This is a genomic window from Dyella amyloliquefaciens (assembly GCF_004296575.1).
Classification (GTDB): domain Bacteria; phylum Pseudomonadota; class Gammaproteobacteria; order Xanthomonadales; family Rhodanobacteraceae; genus Dyella; species Dyella amyloliquefaciens.
The window spans coordinates 451,226-468,584 of record NZ_SAYT01000005.1 but is presented as its reverse complement, the minus strand read 5'-3'; the positions used below and the strand labels follow the sequence as shown (position 1 = coordinate 468,584).

Annotated in this window: 15 protein-coding genes; 4 read left to right on the top strand and 11 right to left on the bottom strand. The window is 65.7% G+C overall.

What is annotated here, in order from left to right; translation table 11 throughout:
- Positions 1-391: 391 nt before the first annotated feature.
- The gene (gene metK, locus EPB08_RS13900; protein WP_130619698.1) at positions 392-1,591 is read right to left on the bottom strand and encodes a methionine adenosyltransferase; all 1,200 of its coding nucleotides are present in this window, start codon (positions 1,589-1,591) and stop codon (positions 392-394) included.
- A gap of 241 nt (positions 1,592-1,832) precedes the next feature.
- Complete coding sequence (locus tag EPB08_RS13895; RefSeq protein WP_130619697.1) at positions 1,833-3,650, bottom strand: FAD-binding oxidoreductase; 1,818 nt, start codon at positions 3,648-3,650, stop codon at positions 1,833-1,835.
- A 239-nt stretch (positions 3,651-3,889) separates the two neighbouring features.
- On the opposite strand from EPB08_RS13895, the gene EPB08_RS13890 reads away from it, so the two are divergent.
- The gene (locus EPB08_RS13890) at positions 3,890-4,594 is read left to right on the top strand and encodes an SGNH/GDSL hydrolase family protein (RefSeq protein WP_130619696.1); all 705 of its coding nucleotides are present in this window, start codon (positions 3,890-3,892) and stop codon (positions 4,592-4,594) included.
- Here EPB08_RS13890 and EPB08_RS13885 read toward each other — a convergent pair.
- From EPB08_RS13885 to EPB08_RS13865, 5 genes are all read right to left on the bottom strand, one after another.
- Complete coding sequence (locus tag EPB08_RS13885) at positions 4,588-5,409, bottom strand: class I SAM-dependent methyltransferase (protein WP_130619905.1); 822 nt, start codon at positions 5,407-5,409, stop codon at positions 4,588-4,590. The genes EPB08_RS13890 and EPB08_RS13885 overlap by 7 nt on opposite strands.
- Positions 5,410-5,492: 83 nt before the next feature.
- The gene (locus EPB08_RS13880) at positions 5,493-6,350 is read right to left on the bottom strand and encodes an alpha/beta hydrolase (protein WP_229238343.1); all 858 of its coding nucleotides are present in this window, start codon (positions 6,348-6,350) and stop codon (positions 5,493-5,495) included.
- A 173-nt stretch (positions 6,351-6,523) separates the two neighbouring features.
- On the bottom strand, positions 6,524-7,510 hold the full coding sequence (gene dusB, locus EPB08_RS13875; protein ID WP_130619694.1) for a tRNA dihydrouridine synthase DusB: 987 nt from the start codon (positions 7,508-7,510) through the stop codon (positions 6,524-6,526).
- A 117-nt stretch (positions 7,511-7,627) separates the two neighbouring features.
- A complete protein-coding gene (locus EPB08_RS13870) occupies positions 7,628-9,115 on the bottom strand; it encodes a serine hydrolase domain-containing protein (RefSeq protein WP_130619693.1) in 1,488 nt (495 codons plus the stop codon).
- Between the two features lie 181 nt (positions 9,116-9,296).
- The gene (locus tag EPB08_RS13865) at positions 9,297-10,556 is read right to left on the bottom strand and encodes a nucleoside permease (protein ID WP_130619692.1); all 1,260 of its coding nucleotides are present in this window, start codon (positions 10,554-10,556) and stop codon (positions 9,297-9,299) included.
- A gap of 223 nt (positions 10,557-10,779) precedes the next feature.
- On the opposite strand from EPB08_RS13865, the gene rhtC reads away from it, so the two are divergent.
- Complete coding sequence (gene rhtC / locus EPB08_RS13860) at positions 10,780-11,409, top strand: threonine export protein RhtC (protein WP_130619691.1); 630 nt, start codon at positions 10,780-10,782, stop codon at positions 11,407-11,409.
- Positions 11,410-11,553: 144 nt separating this feature from the next.
- On the opposite strand, the gene EPB08_RS13855 is transcribed toward rhtC, so the two are convergent.
- Positions 11,554-11,937, bottom strand: coding sequence for a VOC family protein (locus tag EPB08_RS13855; protein ID WP_130619690.1), 384 nt, complete (start codon positions 11,935-11,937; stop codon positions 11,554-11,556).
- A gap of 170 nt (positions 11,938-12,107) precedes the next feature.
- On the opposite strand from EPB08_RS13855, the gene EPB08_RS13850 reads away from it, so the two are divergent.
- The gene (locus EPB08_RS13850) at positions 12,108-12,512 is read left to right on the top strand and encodes a globin (RefSeq protein ID WP_130619689.1); all 405 of its coding nucleotides are present in this window, start codon (positions 12,108-12,110) and stop codon (positions 12,510-12,512) included.
- A gap of 60 nt (positions 12,513-12,572) precedes the next feature.
- On the opposite strand, the gene EPB08_RS13845 is transcribed toward EPB08_RS13850, so the two are convergent.
- The 3 genes from EPB08_RS13845 to pdhA form a co-directional block, all read right to left on the bottom strand.
- Positions 12,573-13,973 carry a dihydrolipoamide acetyltransferase family protein gene (locus EPB08_RS13845; RefSeq protein ID WP_130619688.1) on the bottom strand — a complete coding sequence of 467 codons (1,401 nt, stop codon included), beginning with the start codon at positions 13,971-13,973 and terminating at the stop codon, positions 12,573-12,575.
- Between the two features lie 141 nt (positions 13,974-14,114).
- On the bottom strand, positions 14,115-15,095 hold the full coding sequence (locus EPB08_RS13840; protein ID WP_038615039.1) for an alpha-ketoacid dehydrogenase subunit beta: 981 nt from the start codon (positions 15,093-15,095) through the stop codon (positions 14,115-14,117).
- A gap of 3 nt (positions 15,096-15,098) precedes the next feature.
- Entirely contained in the window at positions 15,099-16,184 is a 1,086-nt protein-coding gene (gene pdhA / locus EPB08_RS13835; RefSeq protein WP_130619687.1) for a pyruvate dehydrogenase (acetyl-transferring) E1 component subunit alpha, read from the bottom strand.
- 264 nt (positions 16,185-16,448) lie between these two features.
- Here pdhA and EPB08_RS13830 point away from each other — a divergent pair, with 264 nt between their 5' ends.
- A complete protein-coding gene (locus EPB08_RS13830; protein ID WP_130619686.1) occupies positions 16,449-17,297 on the top strand; it encodes a tryptophan 2,3-dioxygenase in 849 nt (282 codons plus the stop codon).
- Positions 17,298-17,359: the final 62 nt, after the last annotated feature.

Here is a 17,359-nt window from a genome sequence, read left to right as displayed (position 1 = left end):
AGCGCCACGCGGGGTGCCGTTCTCTTTGGTTACTTTCTCTTGGGCAAGCAAGAGAAAGTGACCCGGGCCGCGGCAGCGGTCCGGAAGCCCGCGGCAGGCGAGCAAGTTGGCGGGAATTACAGAACTGGAAGCCGAGAGCCAAGGCGCTGGATGACTCGCTGCGCTCGTCCCTTCGGGGCCGCCCGACGGGCGTTCTGCGCGCTTCGCGCTTGTCCCGCTTGAGCAGTCTGCGGCTGTTGAAAAACGTCTCGGGGGGATGACGGTGTAGACCGGGGCGAAAGGCGATCGCGCACTGGGTGCGCTCCTACAAGGGGTTGAGGGTCGCCGTCAGCCGGGCAATAAAAAACGGGCCGCTTTCGCGGCCCGTTTTCAGTTGAGGCAAGAGAATCGCTTACTTCAGCTTGGCATCGGCGCGCAGCGCCTCGGCCTTGTCGGTCTTTTCCCACGAGAACGCGGTGTAGGTCTTGCCGTCCGGACCCTTCACTTCGTACGGGGTGCGGCCGAAGTGACCGTAGCTGGCGGTCTGCTGGTACATCGGGTGCACCAGGTCGAGCATCTTGATGATGCCGTACGGGCGCAGGTCGAAGTGCTTGCGGATCAGCTTCTCGATCTTCTCGTCGGTGATCTTGCCGGTACCGAAGGTGGTGACCGAGATGGAGGTCGGCTCGGCCACGCCGATGGCGTAGCTCACCTGCACTTCGCAGCGGTCGGCGATGCCGGCGGCCACGATGTTCTTCGCCACGTAGCGGGCGGCGTAGGCGGCCGAACGGTCCACCTTCGACGGGTCCTTGCCCGAGAACGCGCCACCACCGTGACGGGCCCAGCCGCCGTAGGTGTCGACGATGATCTTGCGGCCGGTCAGGCCGCAGTCGCCCACCGGGCCACCGATCACGAACTTGCCGGTCGGGTTGATGTGGAACTTGGTGCCCTTGTGCAGCAGCTTGGCGGGCAGCACCGGCTTGAGGATGTACTCGCGCACGGCCTCGATCAGGTCCTTCTGCTTCACGCTCGGATCGTGCTGGGTCGACAGCACCACGGCGTCGATGGCGACGGCCTGGTCGTTCTCATAGCGCAGGGTGACCTGGCTCTTGGCGTCCGGGCGCAGCCACGGCAGCGGCGAGTTCTTCTTCTTGCGGACCTTGGCCTGCTGCTCGACCAGGCGGTGCGAGTAGTAAACCGCCGCCGGCATGAAGTCCTTGGTCTCGTTGGTCGCGTAGCCGAACATCAGGCCCTGGTCGCCAGCGCCCTGTTCTTCCGGCTTCTTGCGGTCCACGCCCTGGTTGATGTCCGGCGACTGCTTGCCGATCAGGTTCAGCACGCCGCAGGTTTCGCCGTCGAAACCGACGTCCGAGGAGTCATAGCCGATGTCGACGATGACCTTGCGGGTCAGCGCTTCCAGGTCGATCCAGGCGCTGGTGGTGATTTCGCCGGCGACGATCGCCACGCCCGTCTTCACCATCGTTTCGCAGGCCACGCGCGCACGCGGATCCTGCGCGATGATCGCATCGAGGACGGCATCGGAGATCTGGTCGGCGACTTTGTCCGGATGGCCTTCGGAGACCGACTCGGAGGTGAAGAGGAAGTTGCTCATCGCGGGTTATATCCTTCCTTACGGATAAAGAGATAAAAGGGGGTGGCGCATGATACACGGCCCACCCCCGCTTTGCAGCCTCAGCATGGGGTCGGGACATGACGATTTCATGCCGATTCAGCCATTTGGACGGCTTTGCGGCCTTTTTTCCGGGGCGGAAAAGGCGCATGCCAGCCCCTGGTCGGGCGCTGGCGTGCGGTCAGCATAGCCCAGCCGGGTCGCACGGCCCCCGGAGCGGGGCTTAGCGGCGGGTGAAGCCGTCGTCGCTCCAGGCCTCGCTGCCGACGCCGTGATGCACGAAGAACAGACCCTCGGGGTCGTACCGTCGTTTGGCGGCGGCGAGACGGTTGTAATGGCTGCCCCAAAACGAGGTCTGCCAGTCCCGCTCGAAGTAATTGCTCTCGGATACGTAGGAGCCCGCCCCTGGCGCCACCTTGAGCAGTGCATCCATCGACGCGTCGATGCGGCGCGCTTCGGAGCGGGCGTTCTCCAGGTCCGGCCCGGCGCCGGGCATGCCGGGGAAGGCCGGGTCGCCTTCGGAGCCGGTAATGACCAGGGTGAAGGCGTCGAGCACCTGCGGATGGGTGGCGGTGTCGCGCGAGCGCGCGAGGGCATCGGCCGGCGCGCCGGCGAGTCCCTTGTTGAAATGCAGCGACAGGCCCCAGTGGCGGGTGGCGTTGAACAACGCGTCGACCAGCTTGCCCTGTTGCTGCGGGTCGAGCAGCGATTGCGGCAACCAGCCCGAGCGATAGCCGTGGATGAACTGGGCCACCTGTCCCTGGTCACCCGCCCACAGCACACGATCGCGTGCCGCGCCGGGGCGACTGTCCGAGGCGATCAATTGCGGTGCGTGCTGGCGGAAGAATTCCGCGTCCCAGAAATGCCGCGCCGGCAGGGCGATGATGCGGGGTTCATCCTTGAAGCGGCAGTCCTTGCGTGCGCGCACCCATGCGAAGAAGGGTGCCCAGGTCTGTTCCGCCGTTTTCTGATCCAGCCCCTGGAACAGCATGGACAGGCGCAGCGCGTTGTCGCCGCGGAACACCATCTGTTCGCCCCAGTGCGTATTGAACAGCGCATCACGGTAGAAGCGGACCGCTTCAGCGATGAGTGCGCGGTAGGCCTCGTCCGAATCCGCCTGGATCAGCCCGAACACCGCACCGAATACCTCCGGGAGGTCGTGCGTGCGCAGCGTCAGTCGCGTGACCACACCGAAGCTGCCGCCGCCACCGCCCTTGATCGCCCAGAATAGCTCCGGATCCTGGCGCACATTGACCACGCGTGTCTTGCCGTCCGCGGTGACGACTTCCGCCTCCAACAGGTTGCCGGCGGCGGTGCCGAACTGTTTGGAGAAGCTGCCGAAGCCGCCGCTCTGTACCAGGCCGGCCACGCCGACGGTCATGCAGCCGCCGCCTTGCACGTAGCGACCGGCTTCGGTGGTCACGGCGTTGTACGCGTCCACCCACATGGCCCCCGCCTGCACGGTCACCGCCGGCAGTGGGGCCTGCTGCCCTTCGCAGCCTTGCGGGACGAATTGCTCAAGCAAGGTCACGGCATTCATGTGGCGCGTCCAGATCAACAGCGAATCGGGCGCATCCGAGGTGCCCTGGTAACTGTGGCCGCCGCCTTTCACCACCAGTCGCAGACGGTGCTCACGGGCGAAGTTCACAGCGGCGACCACGTCGGCCGTCTGCGCGGCGACGACGACGTAGGCGCTGGGCCGGGACGTCCAGGCGTCGACCCAGCCACTGGTCTGGGTGAGCGCCGGCGTGTCGCCGATGTAGTAGGGATTCTTGATCTGCGCCAACGCTTCCTGGCGGGCCGCCACGCCGGCACCCGCGTCGAAGGGCGACTGCACGCGCTCAAGGCGCCCGCCGACCGCCTTGCGCAGCTGGTCCCATTGCGCCTCGCTCGGCCAGCCGGGCTGGCCCGGGCGGACGCGGGCACGCCACTGGCCGACGGCGGCCATGGCCTCCCGGGCGGAAGCGAGCGTAGGGAAGGCAGCCACCCAGGGAATCAGGGGCAGTGTGATGGCAGCCTTGAGCAGGTCGCGACGGCGCATGGTGGACTCCGTGTCATTCGGGATGTCGCCACTCTCCGCTGACCCTAAAGCAGAACAAGCGTCAGGTGATGAGACGAGGCTGCCCGGGGACGAACCGTGGGAGGGATGGGGCGGACGGGAGGAGGACCTGCGGCGTGAAAGGTCGTGTTCCTCATCGTCACCGCGGGTTTGGCGATACCTGACGCGGCATACATAATCGAACGTTCCCCACCCCGGAAGCCGCAAGGAGGATCGCCAGGATGAAGTCACTGATCTGGCGCGTAGTGGCCACGTTGTTCGTGCTCGGCACGCTGTGCTCGGGCGCCATGGCCGACAGCGCGCCGCCGTCGCATTGGACGCCTGACATCAACGCCTTCGTTGCCGCCGATCGCGAGCATCCGCCGGCCCCGCACGGCGTCCTGTTCATCGGCAGCTCGTCCATCCAGTTCTGGAAGTCGCTGGCGCAGGACTTCCCGGGCATTCCCGTGATCAACCGCGGGTTCGGCGGCTCGGCGCTGCCCGATTCCACCTATTACGCCGATCGCATCGTGTGGCCGTACAGGCCCAACCTGATCGTGATGTATGCGGGCGACAACGACATCAACGACGGCGCTACGGCGGACCAGGTGCTGGCCTCGTTCCAGAAGTTCGTGGCGCGTGCGCGTGAAGGCGTGCCGGGCGTGCCCATCGTCTATGTCTCGATCAAGCCGAGCCTCGCGCGCATGGCCCTGTGGCCGACCATGAAGGCGGCCAACGACAAGATCCGCGACTGGGCAGCCACGCAGAAAGACGTGCGCTTCGTGGACATCGCACCCGTGATGCTCGATGCGCAGGGCAAGCCGCGCCCCGAGCTGTTCCGCCCCGATGGCCTGCACATGCTGCCGACCGGCTACGCCCTGTGGATCGCCGCGCTGAAGCCGGTGCTGGCGCAGTACGGCTTCTCCGTGCACGCGCCCGCTCAGTAAACCAGCGCGCGCGCCTGCACGAAGGCGAAGAAGAACACCGCGTTCGGATCGTTGCGTACCGCCTGCAGTTCCCGGCGCATGCCCTCGACCGTCGCGGTGTCCACCTTGCCGGTGGCCACCAGCTGGTCGGCTGCCGACAGCAGCAGTTCTTCCCAGAACTCGATCATCTGCTTGCGCTTGCCGGGCTGGCGGTTGTCGAGGTGGAAGCTCTTCACTTCGGTCTGCACGTCGCGATAGCCGCCGGCCAGCAGCAGGTTGCCGAGCTTGGCGCCGATGAAGGGATCGCCTCCGCTGTCGTACTGATGGTCGTTGAAGGCCATCCAGTAGCGCAGCAGGTTGGGGGAATACGGATCGAGGAAGAACGAGGAGTTCAGCACCTCGGTCACGTACACCACCGCGCCCGGACTCAGCACGCGGCGCAGCTCGCTCAGCACGCGCGCCGGGCTGGGCATGTGCTCCAGCACCCAGCACAGATAGGCCGCGTCGAAGCTGCGGTCGGGGAAGGGCAGGTCGGTGGCGTCCGCCTGCTGCAGCGTATAGCGGGAGCTGCACCAGGCCGTCTGCGCGAGGTTCTGTTCGGCGGCGGCGAGCTGCGCGTCCGAGAGATCCACGCCCGTTACCTCCAGGTTCGGAAACCGGCGCAGCAGGATTTCCGTCTGTGCGCCGACGCCGCAACCCACCTCGAGCAGTCGGGACGCCTCGCTGTAGTCGATGCGGCTGAACAGGACGGATTCGAACATGCGCGCCTGCCGGATCAACCGCGACTGCTCCTCGGCGGAGAAGCCGTGGATGTAGGGAAACTCGCCGGTCACGATGCTGTTCACCGCGGTAGCCCCATTCGAGCGTGCTGGAATGAAGCGTCCAAGCTACGCCTGCGGGCGTGGATGCGAGGTCGCGATCAGTGCGCCGATGGATGCGTGTGGATGAACGCCAGTACGTCAGGCAGTGTCGCCGCGTCGCTGCGCATTGGGCGCGACAACGCAAACAACACGCCTTCATGCCCGGTGTCCGGATAGAGCTTCATCGTCACGTCCTCGTGCTGCGCGTTCATGGCCCGCGATAGCGAGATGGCATTCGAAGGCGTGACTTCATGGTCGTCCTCACCCTGCAGCAACAGCATGGGCGGTTCGCTGCCGCTGACATAGGACACCGGCTCTCCGCGCCGCTGGGCCTCAGGTGTGTCACCGAAGGCGGCGATCATGTCCTTGTCGTCGTCGGGCACGGGCACGAAGTCGTAGCAGCCGGCGAGGCCGATGAAACCGGCCAGGTCACGCGGCCGCATACCGGAAGCCGCCAGCCATTCGGGATCGGTGGCGAGCAGGGCGGCGATCTGTCCGCCGGCAGAATGGCCCATGACGAAGATGTCGTCCGCCGCGGCGCCAAACTCGCTGGCATGGGCACGCGTCCACGCCACCGCTTCCGCTGCATCGCTCATGAAACCGTCCAGCGATACCTGCGGCACCTTGCGGTAATCGGGGACCACCGTCACCACGCCTTCGGCGGCGAGTGCCGTGCCCACGAAGCGATACCAGGCCCGCTGGCCACGCGCCCAGTCACCGCCGTAGAAGAACACTACGACCGGTGCGTGTTCGGCATGCGCGGGGGCGTACACGTCGAGGGCGAGCTCATGTGTGGCATCGAACACCACGTCGTGCCGTTCCACGATGCCGTGATGCTGGTCGGTGGCGTTGAGTCCGGCGAACAGCGTTCCTTCGCAACCCGAAAGGAGCAGGCAGCTGCAGGCCAGCAGTGGCATCAGCCACGCTTTCCGGCGCTTCGCTTGGGTCGACGGCATGGGGGGCATGGGCCTGCTGAGGGACGCCAGGCGCCATGATGCCCTGAGCTTTGCCGCAAGGGGTTGCGATGCCCTTCGCGGGCTATGTGGCGGCTGAGGGCTGAGGGCTGAGGGCTGAGGGCTGCGGGGTGCGCTCACGCCGCGAGGCGCAGGCCTTCCTGCAGCGCGTCGAAATAATCGCGGGTCAGGCGAAGCTGGTCGACGGCGTTCTCGGCGCGGTTCACCACGTCGCGGAACGCGGCGTTTTCCGGACGATCCTTCGCGTACCAGCCCAGGTGCTTGCGGGCGATGCGCACGCCCTGCAGTTCGCCGTAGAACGCATAGAGGTGTTCCAGGTGATGCACCAGGATGTCGCGCACCTCGGTGGGCGTCGGTTCGAGCAGCGTTTCACCGGTGGCGAGGTAATGCGAGATCTCGCGGAAGATCCACGGACGACCCTGCGCGCCACGGCCCACCATCACCGCATCGGCGCCGGTGGCGTCGAACACGTGCTTCGCCTGTTGTGGCGTGAGCACGTCGCCGTTGGCGAGCACCGGGATGCGCACCGCGGCCTTCACGGCAGCGATCGTCTCGTACTCGGCCTCGCCTTCGTACTTGTCGGCACGCGTGCGGCCGTGCACGGCGAGCGCGGCGATGCCCGAGTCCTCGGCGATCTTCGCGATGTTGAGGGCGTTCCTGTTCTGGCGATCCCAGCCGGTGCGGATCTTCAGCGTGACCGGCACGTCCACGGCATCGACCACGGCCTTCACGATGCGCGCGACCAGCGGCTCGTCCTGCAACAGGGCGGAGCCGGACCACACGTTGCAGACCTTCTTGGCCGGGCAACCCATGTTGATGTCGATGATCTGCGCGCCGTTGTCGGCGTTGTAGCGTGCCGCCTCGGCCAGCATGGCCGGGTCGTAGCCCGCGATCTGCACGCTGACCGGCTCGGGCTCGCCCACGTGGTCCATGCGCTGCAACGACTTGCGCGTGCGCCACAGGCGCGGATCGGCGTTGGTCATTTCCGACACGGCCAGACCCGCGCCCAGCCGCTTGCACAGCAGGCGGAAAGGCTTGTCGGTGACCCCGGCCATGGGCGCGAGCACCACGGGCGGGTCGATGCGGTAGGGGCCGATCTGCATCCCGCCATTGTAACGGGAGCGCCAAATGAGCGTCGGAATGGGCCTGCGAGCTTGCCGGGCACGACTCCGGGGAGCGACGGATGCTCCCCGGATGCGGTTACTCCCCTGCGCACGCTCTCAGCCCTTGTCGCCAGCGGCTTCCAACTCGGCAATCTGCTTGCGGGCGTTGTCGTTGCCAGGATTCAGCTCCAGCGAGCGTCGGAAATCGCGCAACGACTGGGGGATGTCCCCGTTGGCCCGGCGGGCCTCGGCAAGGCTGTCGAAGGCATTGGCGCTTTGCGGATGCTGCTCGGTGTTGAACGCGAACACGCTGATGGCCTCCTTGGTGCGCTTGTCCCGCAGCAGGCTGTAACCCCAGCGATTGACCTCGTCCTCGGACAGCGTCAGTTGCGGATACGTGCGGTGCACCTGGGTTACCGCAACGCCGACCTTTGCGTAGCCCTCCTTTTCCAGTTGCGCCTTGAGTGCAGTGAACCCCGGAGATTCGCCCCACACGCGGCGCTGAATCGAGTCCGACATCGCCCACAACTGGCCCTGCAGAGTGGGGCTGCTGCGGTTGGCCAGCAACACGATGCCGTAGTGCGAGTCGGGGAAGAGATCGACGAAGCTGGAGAAGCCGAGGGTGCCCCCGGTGTGGCTCAGGCGTTGCTCGCCATCCATGGTGGTACCGATGGTCCAGTTGTAGCCGATGGTCTTGCCTCCGCCGTTCCAGGCCGGTCGGTGGGTCAGGGCGACGGCAGCGTCGTCGCTCTTCAGCTGCGCGGTGATGTATTGCGCCATGTCGGCGGCGCTGTAGTGCAGGCCACCGGCGGGCAGGATCACCGTGCCCATCAGTGCGGGTGCCACGACGCCGCTATCGTTGTAACCGATCGCCCTAAGCGCCTGCCGTTCGTTGCCTACGCCGCTTTGCATGCCAAACGGCTTTTCGATGCGGCTGGCAAGCAGGACCTCGAAGGGCTGGCCTTCCACGCGCGACACCGTCACGCCCACCAATTCGGCGGCCACGTTGGAATGCTTGGAAGCCGTGCCGGGTTGCGTCTGCAGCGAGACGCCCTTGAGATCCTTGAGCATGGCTTCCTGCGTCAAGCCATTGAACATCTCGACAACTTTCGCCGGCACCTGGTCGGGTGGCACGCCCTGAACGACCGAGCCGATGTCGGGCAGGTTGTCGGGCAGCCCGCTGGTGGTGTTGACGAGATCGATCAGGCGAATCGGATGCCCCTGGTAGGCGAGGTTGGCGTAGTCGCCGGGCAAGTACAGATGCAGCTCGTCGCTGGCTTTGGCCTTGCCGGCCACAATCGACTGGGCCAGCAGCAGGCTGCCGAAGGTTTTGCTGATGGAGCCGATCTCGTAGACGGTGTCCTTGGTCGGCGCCTGCGGCTTCTCGCGGGACACGGTGCCGAAGTTGTAGAAGCTCACCTGTCCGTCGCGCACAACGGCAATCGAGAGGCCGTCACTGCGCCCTTGCTTGATGAAGGCCTCGCCTTCGGCTTGCACCACCTTGCCAAGTTCCTCGCCCCCGGGTGCGGCGTCTCGGGCGTGCGACGGCAGTGCGACAACGGTACCCAGTGCCAAAGCCATGGATGCAGTCAGGAGTCGGGTCATGACATCTTTCCTTGAAGTCGTGGTCAGGCCGCCACGAGGGCGGGTGACCCGACAGTAGCGGCAACCCGGGGGCTGTGCCGCATGGCTGAAGTCATGCCAACTATTTCGACGGTGCCTGCATCAAAGAAAAGGCCGCGCTGTTGCCGGCGCGGCCTTTTCTTTAGCGACGTGGACGACGGGTTCAATGCGCCGTTGCCTCCCGCAGGCTGGCTGGTTCGTGCTTGTGCCTGAACAGGAACATGAAGAGCACGGCCACCACCAGCGAATAGGTGGCGAAGGTAATCCAGATGCCGTGCCAGTCCTTGCTCTGGTCCGGACGGGTGAAGAACGCCTCGATGATCAGGCCGCTGATCGAGCTGCCGAGCACGGCGCCGATGCCGTTGGTCATCAGCATGAACAGGCCCTGCGCGCTGGCGCGGATCGAGGGATCGCTCTGGCCTTCCACGAACAGCGAGCCGGAGATATTGAAGAAGTCGAACGCCATGCCGTACACGATGCACGACAGCACGATCATCCACAGGCCCGAACCCGGGTTGCCATAGGCAAACAGGCCGAAGCGCAGCGTCCACGCCAGCATGCTGATCAGCATCACCGTCTTGATGCCGAAGCGGCGCAGGAAGAACGGGATGGCCAGGATGAACAGCGTTTCGGAGATCTGCGAGATGGACATGATGATGGCCGGGTAACGCACCGCCACCAGTTCCTTGTATTCGCCCATCTGCGCGAAGTCGTGCAGGAAGGTGTCGCCGTAGGCATTGGTCAGCTGCAGCGCCGCGCCCAGCAGCATGGCGAAGATGAAGAAGATCGCCATGCGCGCTTCACGGAACAGCTTGAACGAGGTGAGACCGAACGTGTCCAGCCACGACTGGTTCGCGCGGCGCTGGAAGCGCGGCGGGCAGGCCGGTAGCGTGAACGCATACAGGCCCAGCAGCACGGCGGCGCCGGAAGCGACGTAGAACTGGCCCGAGGAGGTTTCCAGGCGCAGCAGGCTCACCGTCCACAGCGCGGCGATGAAGCCCACCGTGCCCCACACGCGGATTGGCGGATAGTCCTTGACGATGTCCTTGCCGTCGCTCTTGAGCGCGTTGTACGCCACCGCGATGGAGAGCGAGATGGTCGGCATGTAGAACATCATGTTGAGCAGCATCACCCAGAACATCAGGCTGGGCGACTGCACCATCGGCACGCAGAACAGGACGGCGGCGCCGCACAGGTGGAAGATGCCGTAGAGCTTCTCCGCATTGATGTACTTGTCCGCGATCACGCCGGCAATGGACGGCATGAACAGCGAGGCGATGCCCATCGTCGAGAAGATCGCGCCGAACTGCGCGCCTGACCAGTGCTTGTCCTGGAACCAGTAGGCACCGATGGTGAGCAGCCACGACCCCCATACAAAAAATTGCAGGAAGTTCATTGCAATGAGGCGGAGTCGAAGGCTCATCAGTGTCGTCGTTGGTTCAAAAAAGCGATGGAAGTCAGTCCGGGAGGCACGCGCCAAGCGGCAGGCCGGGCCTAGGCCGGGTCTGTCCAGGTGAGGCGGAGATCCCCTGCACGGCCTAGGGCGTCCCGAGGACGTGTAAAAATAGCAGCCTAGAGGAACCACCGCAGTGGCGACAAGTTGCGTCGCCGCGAGAAAGTGCGGTTCCGCCACTGTGGAGAGCGCCGTGAACCTGTTTCTGACCATCGCCGTCGTGCACCTGGTGGCCCTGCTGAGCCCCGGCCCGGACTTCTTCTTCGTGTCGCAGACCGCGGTGAGCCGCACCCGCCGGCAGGCGATGTTCGGTGTCATCGGCATCACCCTGGGCGTGGTGGTGTGGTCGGCGCTGGCGCTGGCGGGCCTGCAACTGGTACTGCAGCGGCTGGCCTGGCTGGAACGGCTGATCAGCATTGCCGGTGGCCTCTACCTCGCCTGGATGGGCGTGAAGATGCTGCGCGGAGCCATTCGCGCTCCCGCGACGCTTGCCGGCGAGCCGCAGCAGGTGCTGCAGCAGAGCGACTGGGCCACGCTGCGCGCGGGGCTGCTCACCAATCTGTCCAATCCGAAGGTGGTCATCTACTTCGGCAGCGTGTTTTCCGCCTTCCTTGGCGATGGCGTCAGCGCGGGTGCCCGCTGGGGCCTATGGAGCATGGTGGTGGTGGAAACCTTGCTTTGGTTCACCGTGGTGGCCGGCGTGTTTGCCTTGCCCGCCATGCGTCGCGGCTACCTGCGCCTCTCGCGCTGGATCGACGGCCTGGCCGGCGCCGTGTTCGTGGCCTTCGGCCTGCATCTGATCTTTTCGAAGCGCGCGGTCTGAGCAAGGCGTGCCTGCTCCTTCTCTTGTAGGAGCGCACCCAGTGCGCGATCGCGGCGTTGCAGGGTTACCGCAACCCGGCGTCACCTGCGCGCGATAGGTTTATCGCGCACGGGGTGCGCTCCTACAGGGGAGGACTGTTCCGCCTCACTCCCAGCGATTCAGATGCGGGCCGAATTTTTCCCGCTGCGGCCGTACCACGCAGAATCGATGCCCGCTCGGCGCCTGCATCACCCACCAGCGATCGCGCACGAAGGCCACACGCGTGGCACCCAGCTTTTCCAGCCGCGCCACTTCCGCGTCGAGGTCATCAGTTTCGATATCCAGGTGCACGCGGCCTTCGTGTTGCACGCGTTGCAGGAGAATGATCGGTTCGTCCTCTTCGGTCGCCAGTTCTGCGTAACGGCCATCGCCATCCTGGTCGACGGTGACGACGGACTTGCCGAGCGCATGACTCCAGAAAGTGGCTGCCTGGGTGAGGTCGTCCGTCTGGCAATCGATGACGACAGTGCAGAGCCGGCTGTGATGCATGGTGCGGTCCCCGTGATGCGACGATGCCGTTCGTATAGCCGCGCGCGGGTCGAGAAGTCGTCAACACGGGAAGATGCCGGCGTTGCGACCATGCGCCTCTACGGCGCGTGCAAAATCGCGTGCTAGCTTGCGCTGCCTACGGATAGCCGATGTCAGTGCAGGAGGCTGGCATGACCGACACATTCGATGACCTGCAAACCAGCTACGGGCGCTGCCTGCGCCATGGCGGCTTCATCGCCCGCTTCTACGAGATCTTCATGGCGAGCCACCCGGACATCCCGGGCATGTTCAGCCACACCGATTTCAGCGTGCAGCACCTCGCCCTGCGTCGTGGCATCAGCGCGGCCATTGCCCATGCGGGCGGCAGCAGGTTGACGCGACGGACCATGACCGAGACGGCGCAGGTTCATGGCCGCAAGGGCAGGGCGCCGGTGCGGCCCGAGCTGTATCTCTACTGGTCGGACAGCCTGCTGCGCGCCATCGCCGAGCACGATCCGGAATACGACTTCGCGCTGGAGCAGCGCTGGCGCAAGGCGCTCGATCACACCACGTCGTACTTCATCGAGCACTACTGACTCGGCGGATGCATAAAAAAAGCCCCGGACATGCCGGGGCTCTTCGTGGAACGTCGAACCTCAGTTCGGCAGCGACAGATCGTCCAGCAGCGCCTTGAGGAAGCGCGCGGCTTCGCCACCGGTGGCAGCGCGATGGTCGAACGTCAGCGAGATCGGCATGCGGCGATGCACTTCGATGCCGCCCATCACCGCCACCACGTCATGGCTCAACTTGCCCGCGCCAATGATGGCGACGCACGGCGGCACCACGACCGGCGTGGCGTAGCGACCGGCGAACATGCCGAAGTTGGACAGGCTGATGGTGTAGCCCGAGAGCTCCGACGCCGGGATGGTGCGATCTTCCACCGACGTACGCAGGCGCTTGATCGCGGCGCGGATGCCGGCGCCGTCGAGCACGTCGGCGTTACGCAGGGCCGGCACGAACAGGCCTTCCTCGGTGTCCACGGCGATGCCGATGTCCACGTGCGGATGCAGCGTGCGGGTGAGGTTCTTGCCGTCGAACCAGGCATTGAGCGCCGGCACGGTCTTGCACGCCACCACGATGGAGCGGATCAGGCGGGCGGTGATGTCCTGCTTGCCGATCCAGGCGTGCAGGTCGGCGTCATCGACCAGGGTGGTCGGCACCACGTTGGCGTGGGCTTCGGCCATCACGCGGGCCATGTTGCGGCGGACGCCCTTGAGCTGTTCCGGCTGGCCGCTGGCCTGCACGCTCGGCGGGGCCGTGCGCACCGGCTTGCCGGCAAGCGAAGTGGCCGTGCGGGACGGCTCCGGTTCGGGCAGACGCGGGGCAAGGTGACGGCCGGCGTCTTCGTGCACGGCGCGGGCAGGCGCAGCACCGAGCTGTGCCGTGCCGTTGGCGGCGGCGTTCTTCACGTCGCCCAGTGTGACCACACCGTCGGCGCCGGTCGGCTTCACGCGGGACAGGTCGACCTTGAGCTTCTTGGCGAGGGCGCGCACGGCCGGCACGGCCTTCACGCCGCCGACGCTGCTGGCCTGCTCCACGTGCACGTGGCTGCCGGAGATCATGGCGCCGACCACGGTGCCTTCGTCTTCGCGGTCGGCGGCCGGGCCACCTTGGGTGGTGCCGTTGCTTTCGATCTCGCCGCCTTCATCGGAGGCGACGACCTTCTTCGGCTCGGCAGCGGCGCTGCCGGCACCCTTCTTCGGGCCGTGGTGGTGGCCAGTGGACTCGGCCTCGGCGCGCTGCTTGGCGTTCGGGTCGGGCTCGAACTCGGCCAGCGCGGCGCCGGTCTCGATGATGTCGCCGGCAGCGCCGTGCAGCTTGGTGACCTTGCCGGTGTACGGGGAGGGCACGTCAACGACGGCCTTGGCGGTTTCCATCGAGCACAGCGGTGCGTCGAGCTTGATGGTGTCGCCTTCCTTCACGTGCCACTCGACGATGGTTGCGTCGGGAAGGCCTTCGCCGAGGTCGGGGAGGTAGAACGTCTTGATGTCGGCCATGTTGATTCTCGCGAATTTGTTTGGTCGTCATCCCCGCGAGGTGCTCTTCAACAGCTGAAAAGCTGGTCAAGCGGGGATCCAGTGTCTTGGTTCGTGGCGCTGGGTCCCTGCCTTCGCAGGGACGACGAGCGCGGAAAGATTTTAGCTGGCGGCCAGCGTGCGCTTGGCGGCTTCCACCACGCGCTCGGTGCTCGGCAGGTACTTCATTTCCAGGCGGAACAGCGGGATGTGCGTGTCGAAGCCGGTGACGCGCTCGACCGGAGCCAGCAGGTCGTACAGGCATTCCTCGGCGATGCGGGCGGCGATTTCCGCGCCGAAGCCGGCGGTCTTCGGGGCTTCGTGCACGATCACGCAGCGGCCGGTCTTCTGCACCGACTCGGCGATGGTGTCGAAGTCCAGCGGGGTCAGCGTGGCCACGTCGATCACTTCGGCGCTGATGCCGTCGGCGGCGAGCTCGTCGGCGGCTTCCAGCGCTTCCTTCACCTGGGCACCCCAGGTGACGATGGTGACGTCGGTGCCGTCGCGCAGCACGAAGCACACGTCCAGCGGCAGCGCCTCGCCGTCATCGGGCACTTCTTCCTTGTACTGGCGGTAGATGCGCTTGGGCTCGAAGAACATCACCGGATCCGGATCGCGGATGGCGGCGAGCAGCAGGCCGTAGGCACGCGCCGGCGACGACGGCATCACCACGCGCAGGCCCGGGATGTTGGTGAACAGGTGCTCGTTCGCTTCGGAGTGATGCTCCGGCGCACGGATGCCGCCGCCCCACGGGGCGCGCCACACGGCCGGCACGGTGATGCGGCCGCGGGTGCGGTTGCGCAGGCGCGCGGCGTGGCAGGCGATCTGCTCCATCATCGGGTAGATGAAGCCTTCGAACTGCGCTTCGGCCACCGGCTTCATGCCCTGGGCGGCAAGGCCCACGGTGACGCCGGCAATGGTGGTTTCGTCCAGCGGCGTGTCGAGCACGCGCAGTTCGCCGAACTTTTCCTGCAGGCCCTGGGTGGCGCGGAACACGCCGCCGTTGACGCCCACGTCCTCACCCAGCACCACGACGCTGTCGTCGTGCGCCATCTCATAGGCGAGCGCCTGGGTGACGGCTTCGATAAGAGTGATCTGTGCCATGGCTTAGTGGGCCTTCTTGTCGAGCTGGAGTGCGAGATCGCGCTGCTTGGCGAGATCAGCGGGGACTTCGGCGAAGGTGTAATCGAACATCGCCGTGACCGGCTGGGTCTTGGTCTCGAGGTAGGCATTCACCTCGTTGTCCATCCAGTCGTCGCACTCCACCTTCCAGGCTTCTTCCTTGGCGTCATCCCACACGCCCTTGGCCACCAGCCACGCGCGCAGGCGCTTCATCGGCTCTTTCGCCCAGGCGTCCTTCACTTCCTGCTCGCCACGGTAGCGGCGGGCGTCGTCGGCGGTGGTGTGGTCGCCGAGGCGATAGGTCACCAGCTCGAGCACGCTGCCGCCTTCGCCGTTGCGCGCGCGGTCCAGGGCGTCGCCCATGGCCTTGCGCACGGCGATGATGTCGTTGCCGTCGACCTGGATGCAGTACAGGCCGGCCGCGATGCCCTTCTGCGCGAGCGTCGGTGCACCCGACTGGATCTTGCGCGGCACCGAGATGGCCCACTGGTTGTTGACGATCACCGCCACCATCGGCAGGTTCTGCGCGCCGGCGATGTTGATGGCGCCGTAGAAGTCGCCCTTGGACGAACCACCGTCACCGATGGTGCACACGGCCACGCGCTTTTCGTTGCGGATCTTGAAGGCCAGCGCGGAGCCGGCGGCATGCAGGCACTGCGTGGCAATCGGCACCGACCAGGCAAAGTCGTGGCGGGCCGGCTCGTTCTGATAGTCGTTGCCGCGCTCGTCGCCGCCCCAGTACATGTACACCTCGCGCGGCTGCACGCCGCGGTACAGCTGGGCACCGTATTCGCGGTAGCTCGGCGCAAACACGTCTTCGGGCTTCATGGCGCTGCCGATGCCCACGTGCGCGGCTTCATGGCCGAGGCAGCTGGCATAGGTGCCGAGCTTGCCGGTGCGCTGCAAGGCGACCGACTTCGCGTCGAACACGCGGGTCGACATCATCAACTTGTACAGCTCGACCATGTGGTCGAGGTCGTTGGCGAACGCAGGCAGATCGTCACGGACCTGCTTGCCTTCCGCATCGAGATACTGGAGGTATTCGATTTCAAACTTGGCGGCGATGGACACAACTCGCTCCCGGAGAGAGTTAATGGAGATCTTGGATGCTGGGAAGCGGCGGCCCATCCAGTGGGGCCAGCAGCGGACAAGAGCCTGTTCAAGGTCTCGGCATGGGCCACGCCGAGACCTTGAACAGGCTCTAAAGCCCTGAGCAAGAGCGAAATTGTTACAGGGGGCCTTGTTGCGCTGCAAGGCACGGTGCAGCATGCGCCCTCGTACGGGGCCGGCCGCCACACCGGTTACCATGCGGACTTTTCCGCACTCCGGATCGACATGACCGAGAACCAGCGCGACCTTGAGGCCGGTATCGAACTCGACCTGAACGGGCGACTGACCTATGGCGGCTATCTGCGGCTGGACCAGCTGCTCACCGCGCAGCACCCCCTGAGCGACCCGCCGCACCACGACGAGATGCTGTTCATCGTGCAGCACCAGGTGTCGGAGCTGTGGATGAAGCTGATCATCCACGAGCTCAAGGCCGCCATCGCCAGCCTGCGCCGCGACGACCTCGACCCGTGCCTGAAGATCCTGGCGCGCGTAAAGCAAGTTCAGCGACAGCTGTTCGAACAGTGGGGCGTGCTGGAAACGCTGACCCCCTCGGAATACCTGGAATTTCGCGGCGTGCTGGGCTCCTCGTCCGGCTTCCAGTCGCTGCAGTACCGCACCATCGAATTCCTGCTCGGCAACAAGAACGCGCAGATGCTGCAGGTGTTTGCGTATGACCCGGTGGCGCAAGCCGACCTGCGCGCGGTACTGGAAGCGCCGAGCCTGTACGACGAGTTCCTGTGCTACCTGGCGCGCCGTGGCCATGCGGTGCCGCCGGAACTCACCCAACGCGACTGGTCGCAGCCTTACCAGCGGCACGCGGACCTGCTTCCGGTGCTGAAGCGCATCTATGAAAACCGTTCGGCGTATTGGCCCGAGTACCACATGTGCGAGCAGCTGGTGGACATGGAGGGGAGTTTCCAGCTTTGGCGTTTCCGCCATATGAAAACCGTGGAACGCATCATCGGACACCGGCGCGGCACGGGCGGCTCCTCCGGCGTGGCTTTCCTCAAGAAGGCGCTGGACCTGGAATTCTTCCCGGAACTGCTCGACGTGCGCACGGAGCTGGGCACCTGAGGCGTTGCCACGCCTCTCGAACATCAAGACCGCTCACGCGCCCTTTTATGGTCACTATCCCC

Bases quoted from the DNA above. Each gene is read 5' to 3' on its own strand.
- EPB08_RS13895 (WP_130619697.1), bottom strand. From the start codon at position 3,650: ATGCGCCGTCGCGACCTGCTCAAGGCTGCCATCACACTGCCCCTGATT.
- EPB08_RS13870 (WP_130619693.1), bottom strand. From the start codon at position 9,115: ATGACCCGACTCCTGACTGCATCCATGGCTTTGGCACTGGGTACCGTT.
- EPB08_RS13880 (WP_229238343.1), bottom strand. From the start codon at position 6,350: ATGCCACTGCTGGCCTGCAGCTGCCTGCTCCTTTCGGGTTGCGAAGGA.
- EPB08_RS13840 (WP_038615039.1), bottom strand. From the start codon at position 15,095: ATGGCACAGATCACTCTTATCGAAGCCGTCACCCAGGCGCTCGCCTAT.
- dusB (WP_130619694.1), bottom strand. From the start codon at position 7,510: ATGCAGATCGGCCCCTACCGCATCGACCCGCCCGTGGTGCTCGCGCCC.
- EPB08_RS13830 (WP_130619686.1), top strand. From the start codon at position 16,449: ATGACCGAGAACCAGCGCGACCTTGAGGCCGGTATCGAACTCGACCTG.
- EPB08_RS13865 (WP_130619692.1), bottom strand. From the start codon at position 10,556: ATGAGCCTTCGACTCCGCCTCATTGCAATGAACTTCCTGCAATTTTTT.
- EPB08_RS13890 (WP_130619696.1), top strand. From the start codon at position 3,890: ATGAAGTCACTGATCTGGCGCGTAGTGGCCACGTTGTTCGTGCTCGGC.
- EPB08_RS13850 (WP_130619689.1), top strand. From the start codon at position 12,108: ATGACCGACACATTCGATGACCTGCAAACCAGCTACGGGCGCTGCCTG.
- EPB08_RS13855 (WP_130619690.1), bottom strand. From the start codon at position 11,937: ATGCATCACAGCCGGCTCTGCACTGTCGTCATCGATTGCCAGACGGAC.
- EPB08_RS13845 (WP_130619688.1), bottom strand. From the start codon at position 13,973: ATGGCCGACATCAAGACGTTCTACCTCCCCGACCTCGGCGAAGGCCTT.
- metK (WP_130619698.1), bottom strand. From the start codon at position 1,591: ATGAGCAACTTCCTCTTCACCTCCGAGTCGGTCTCCGAAGGCCATCCG.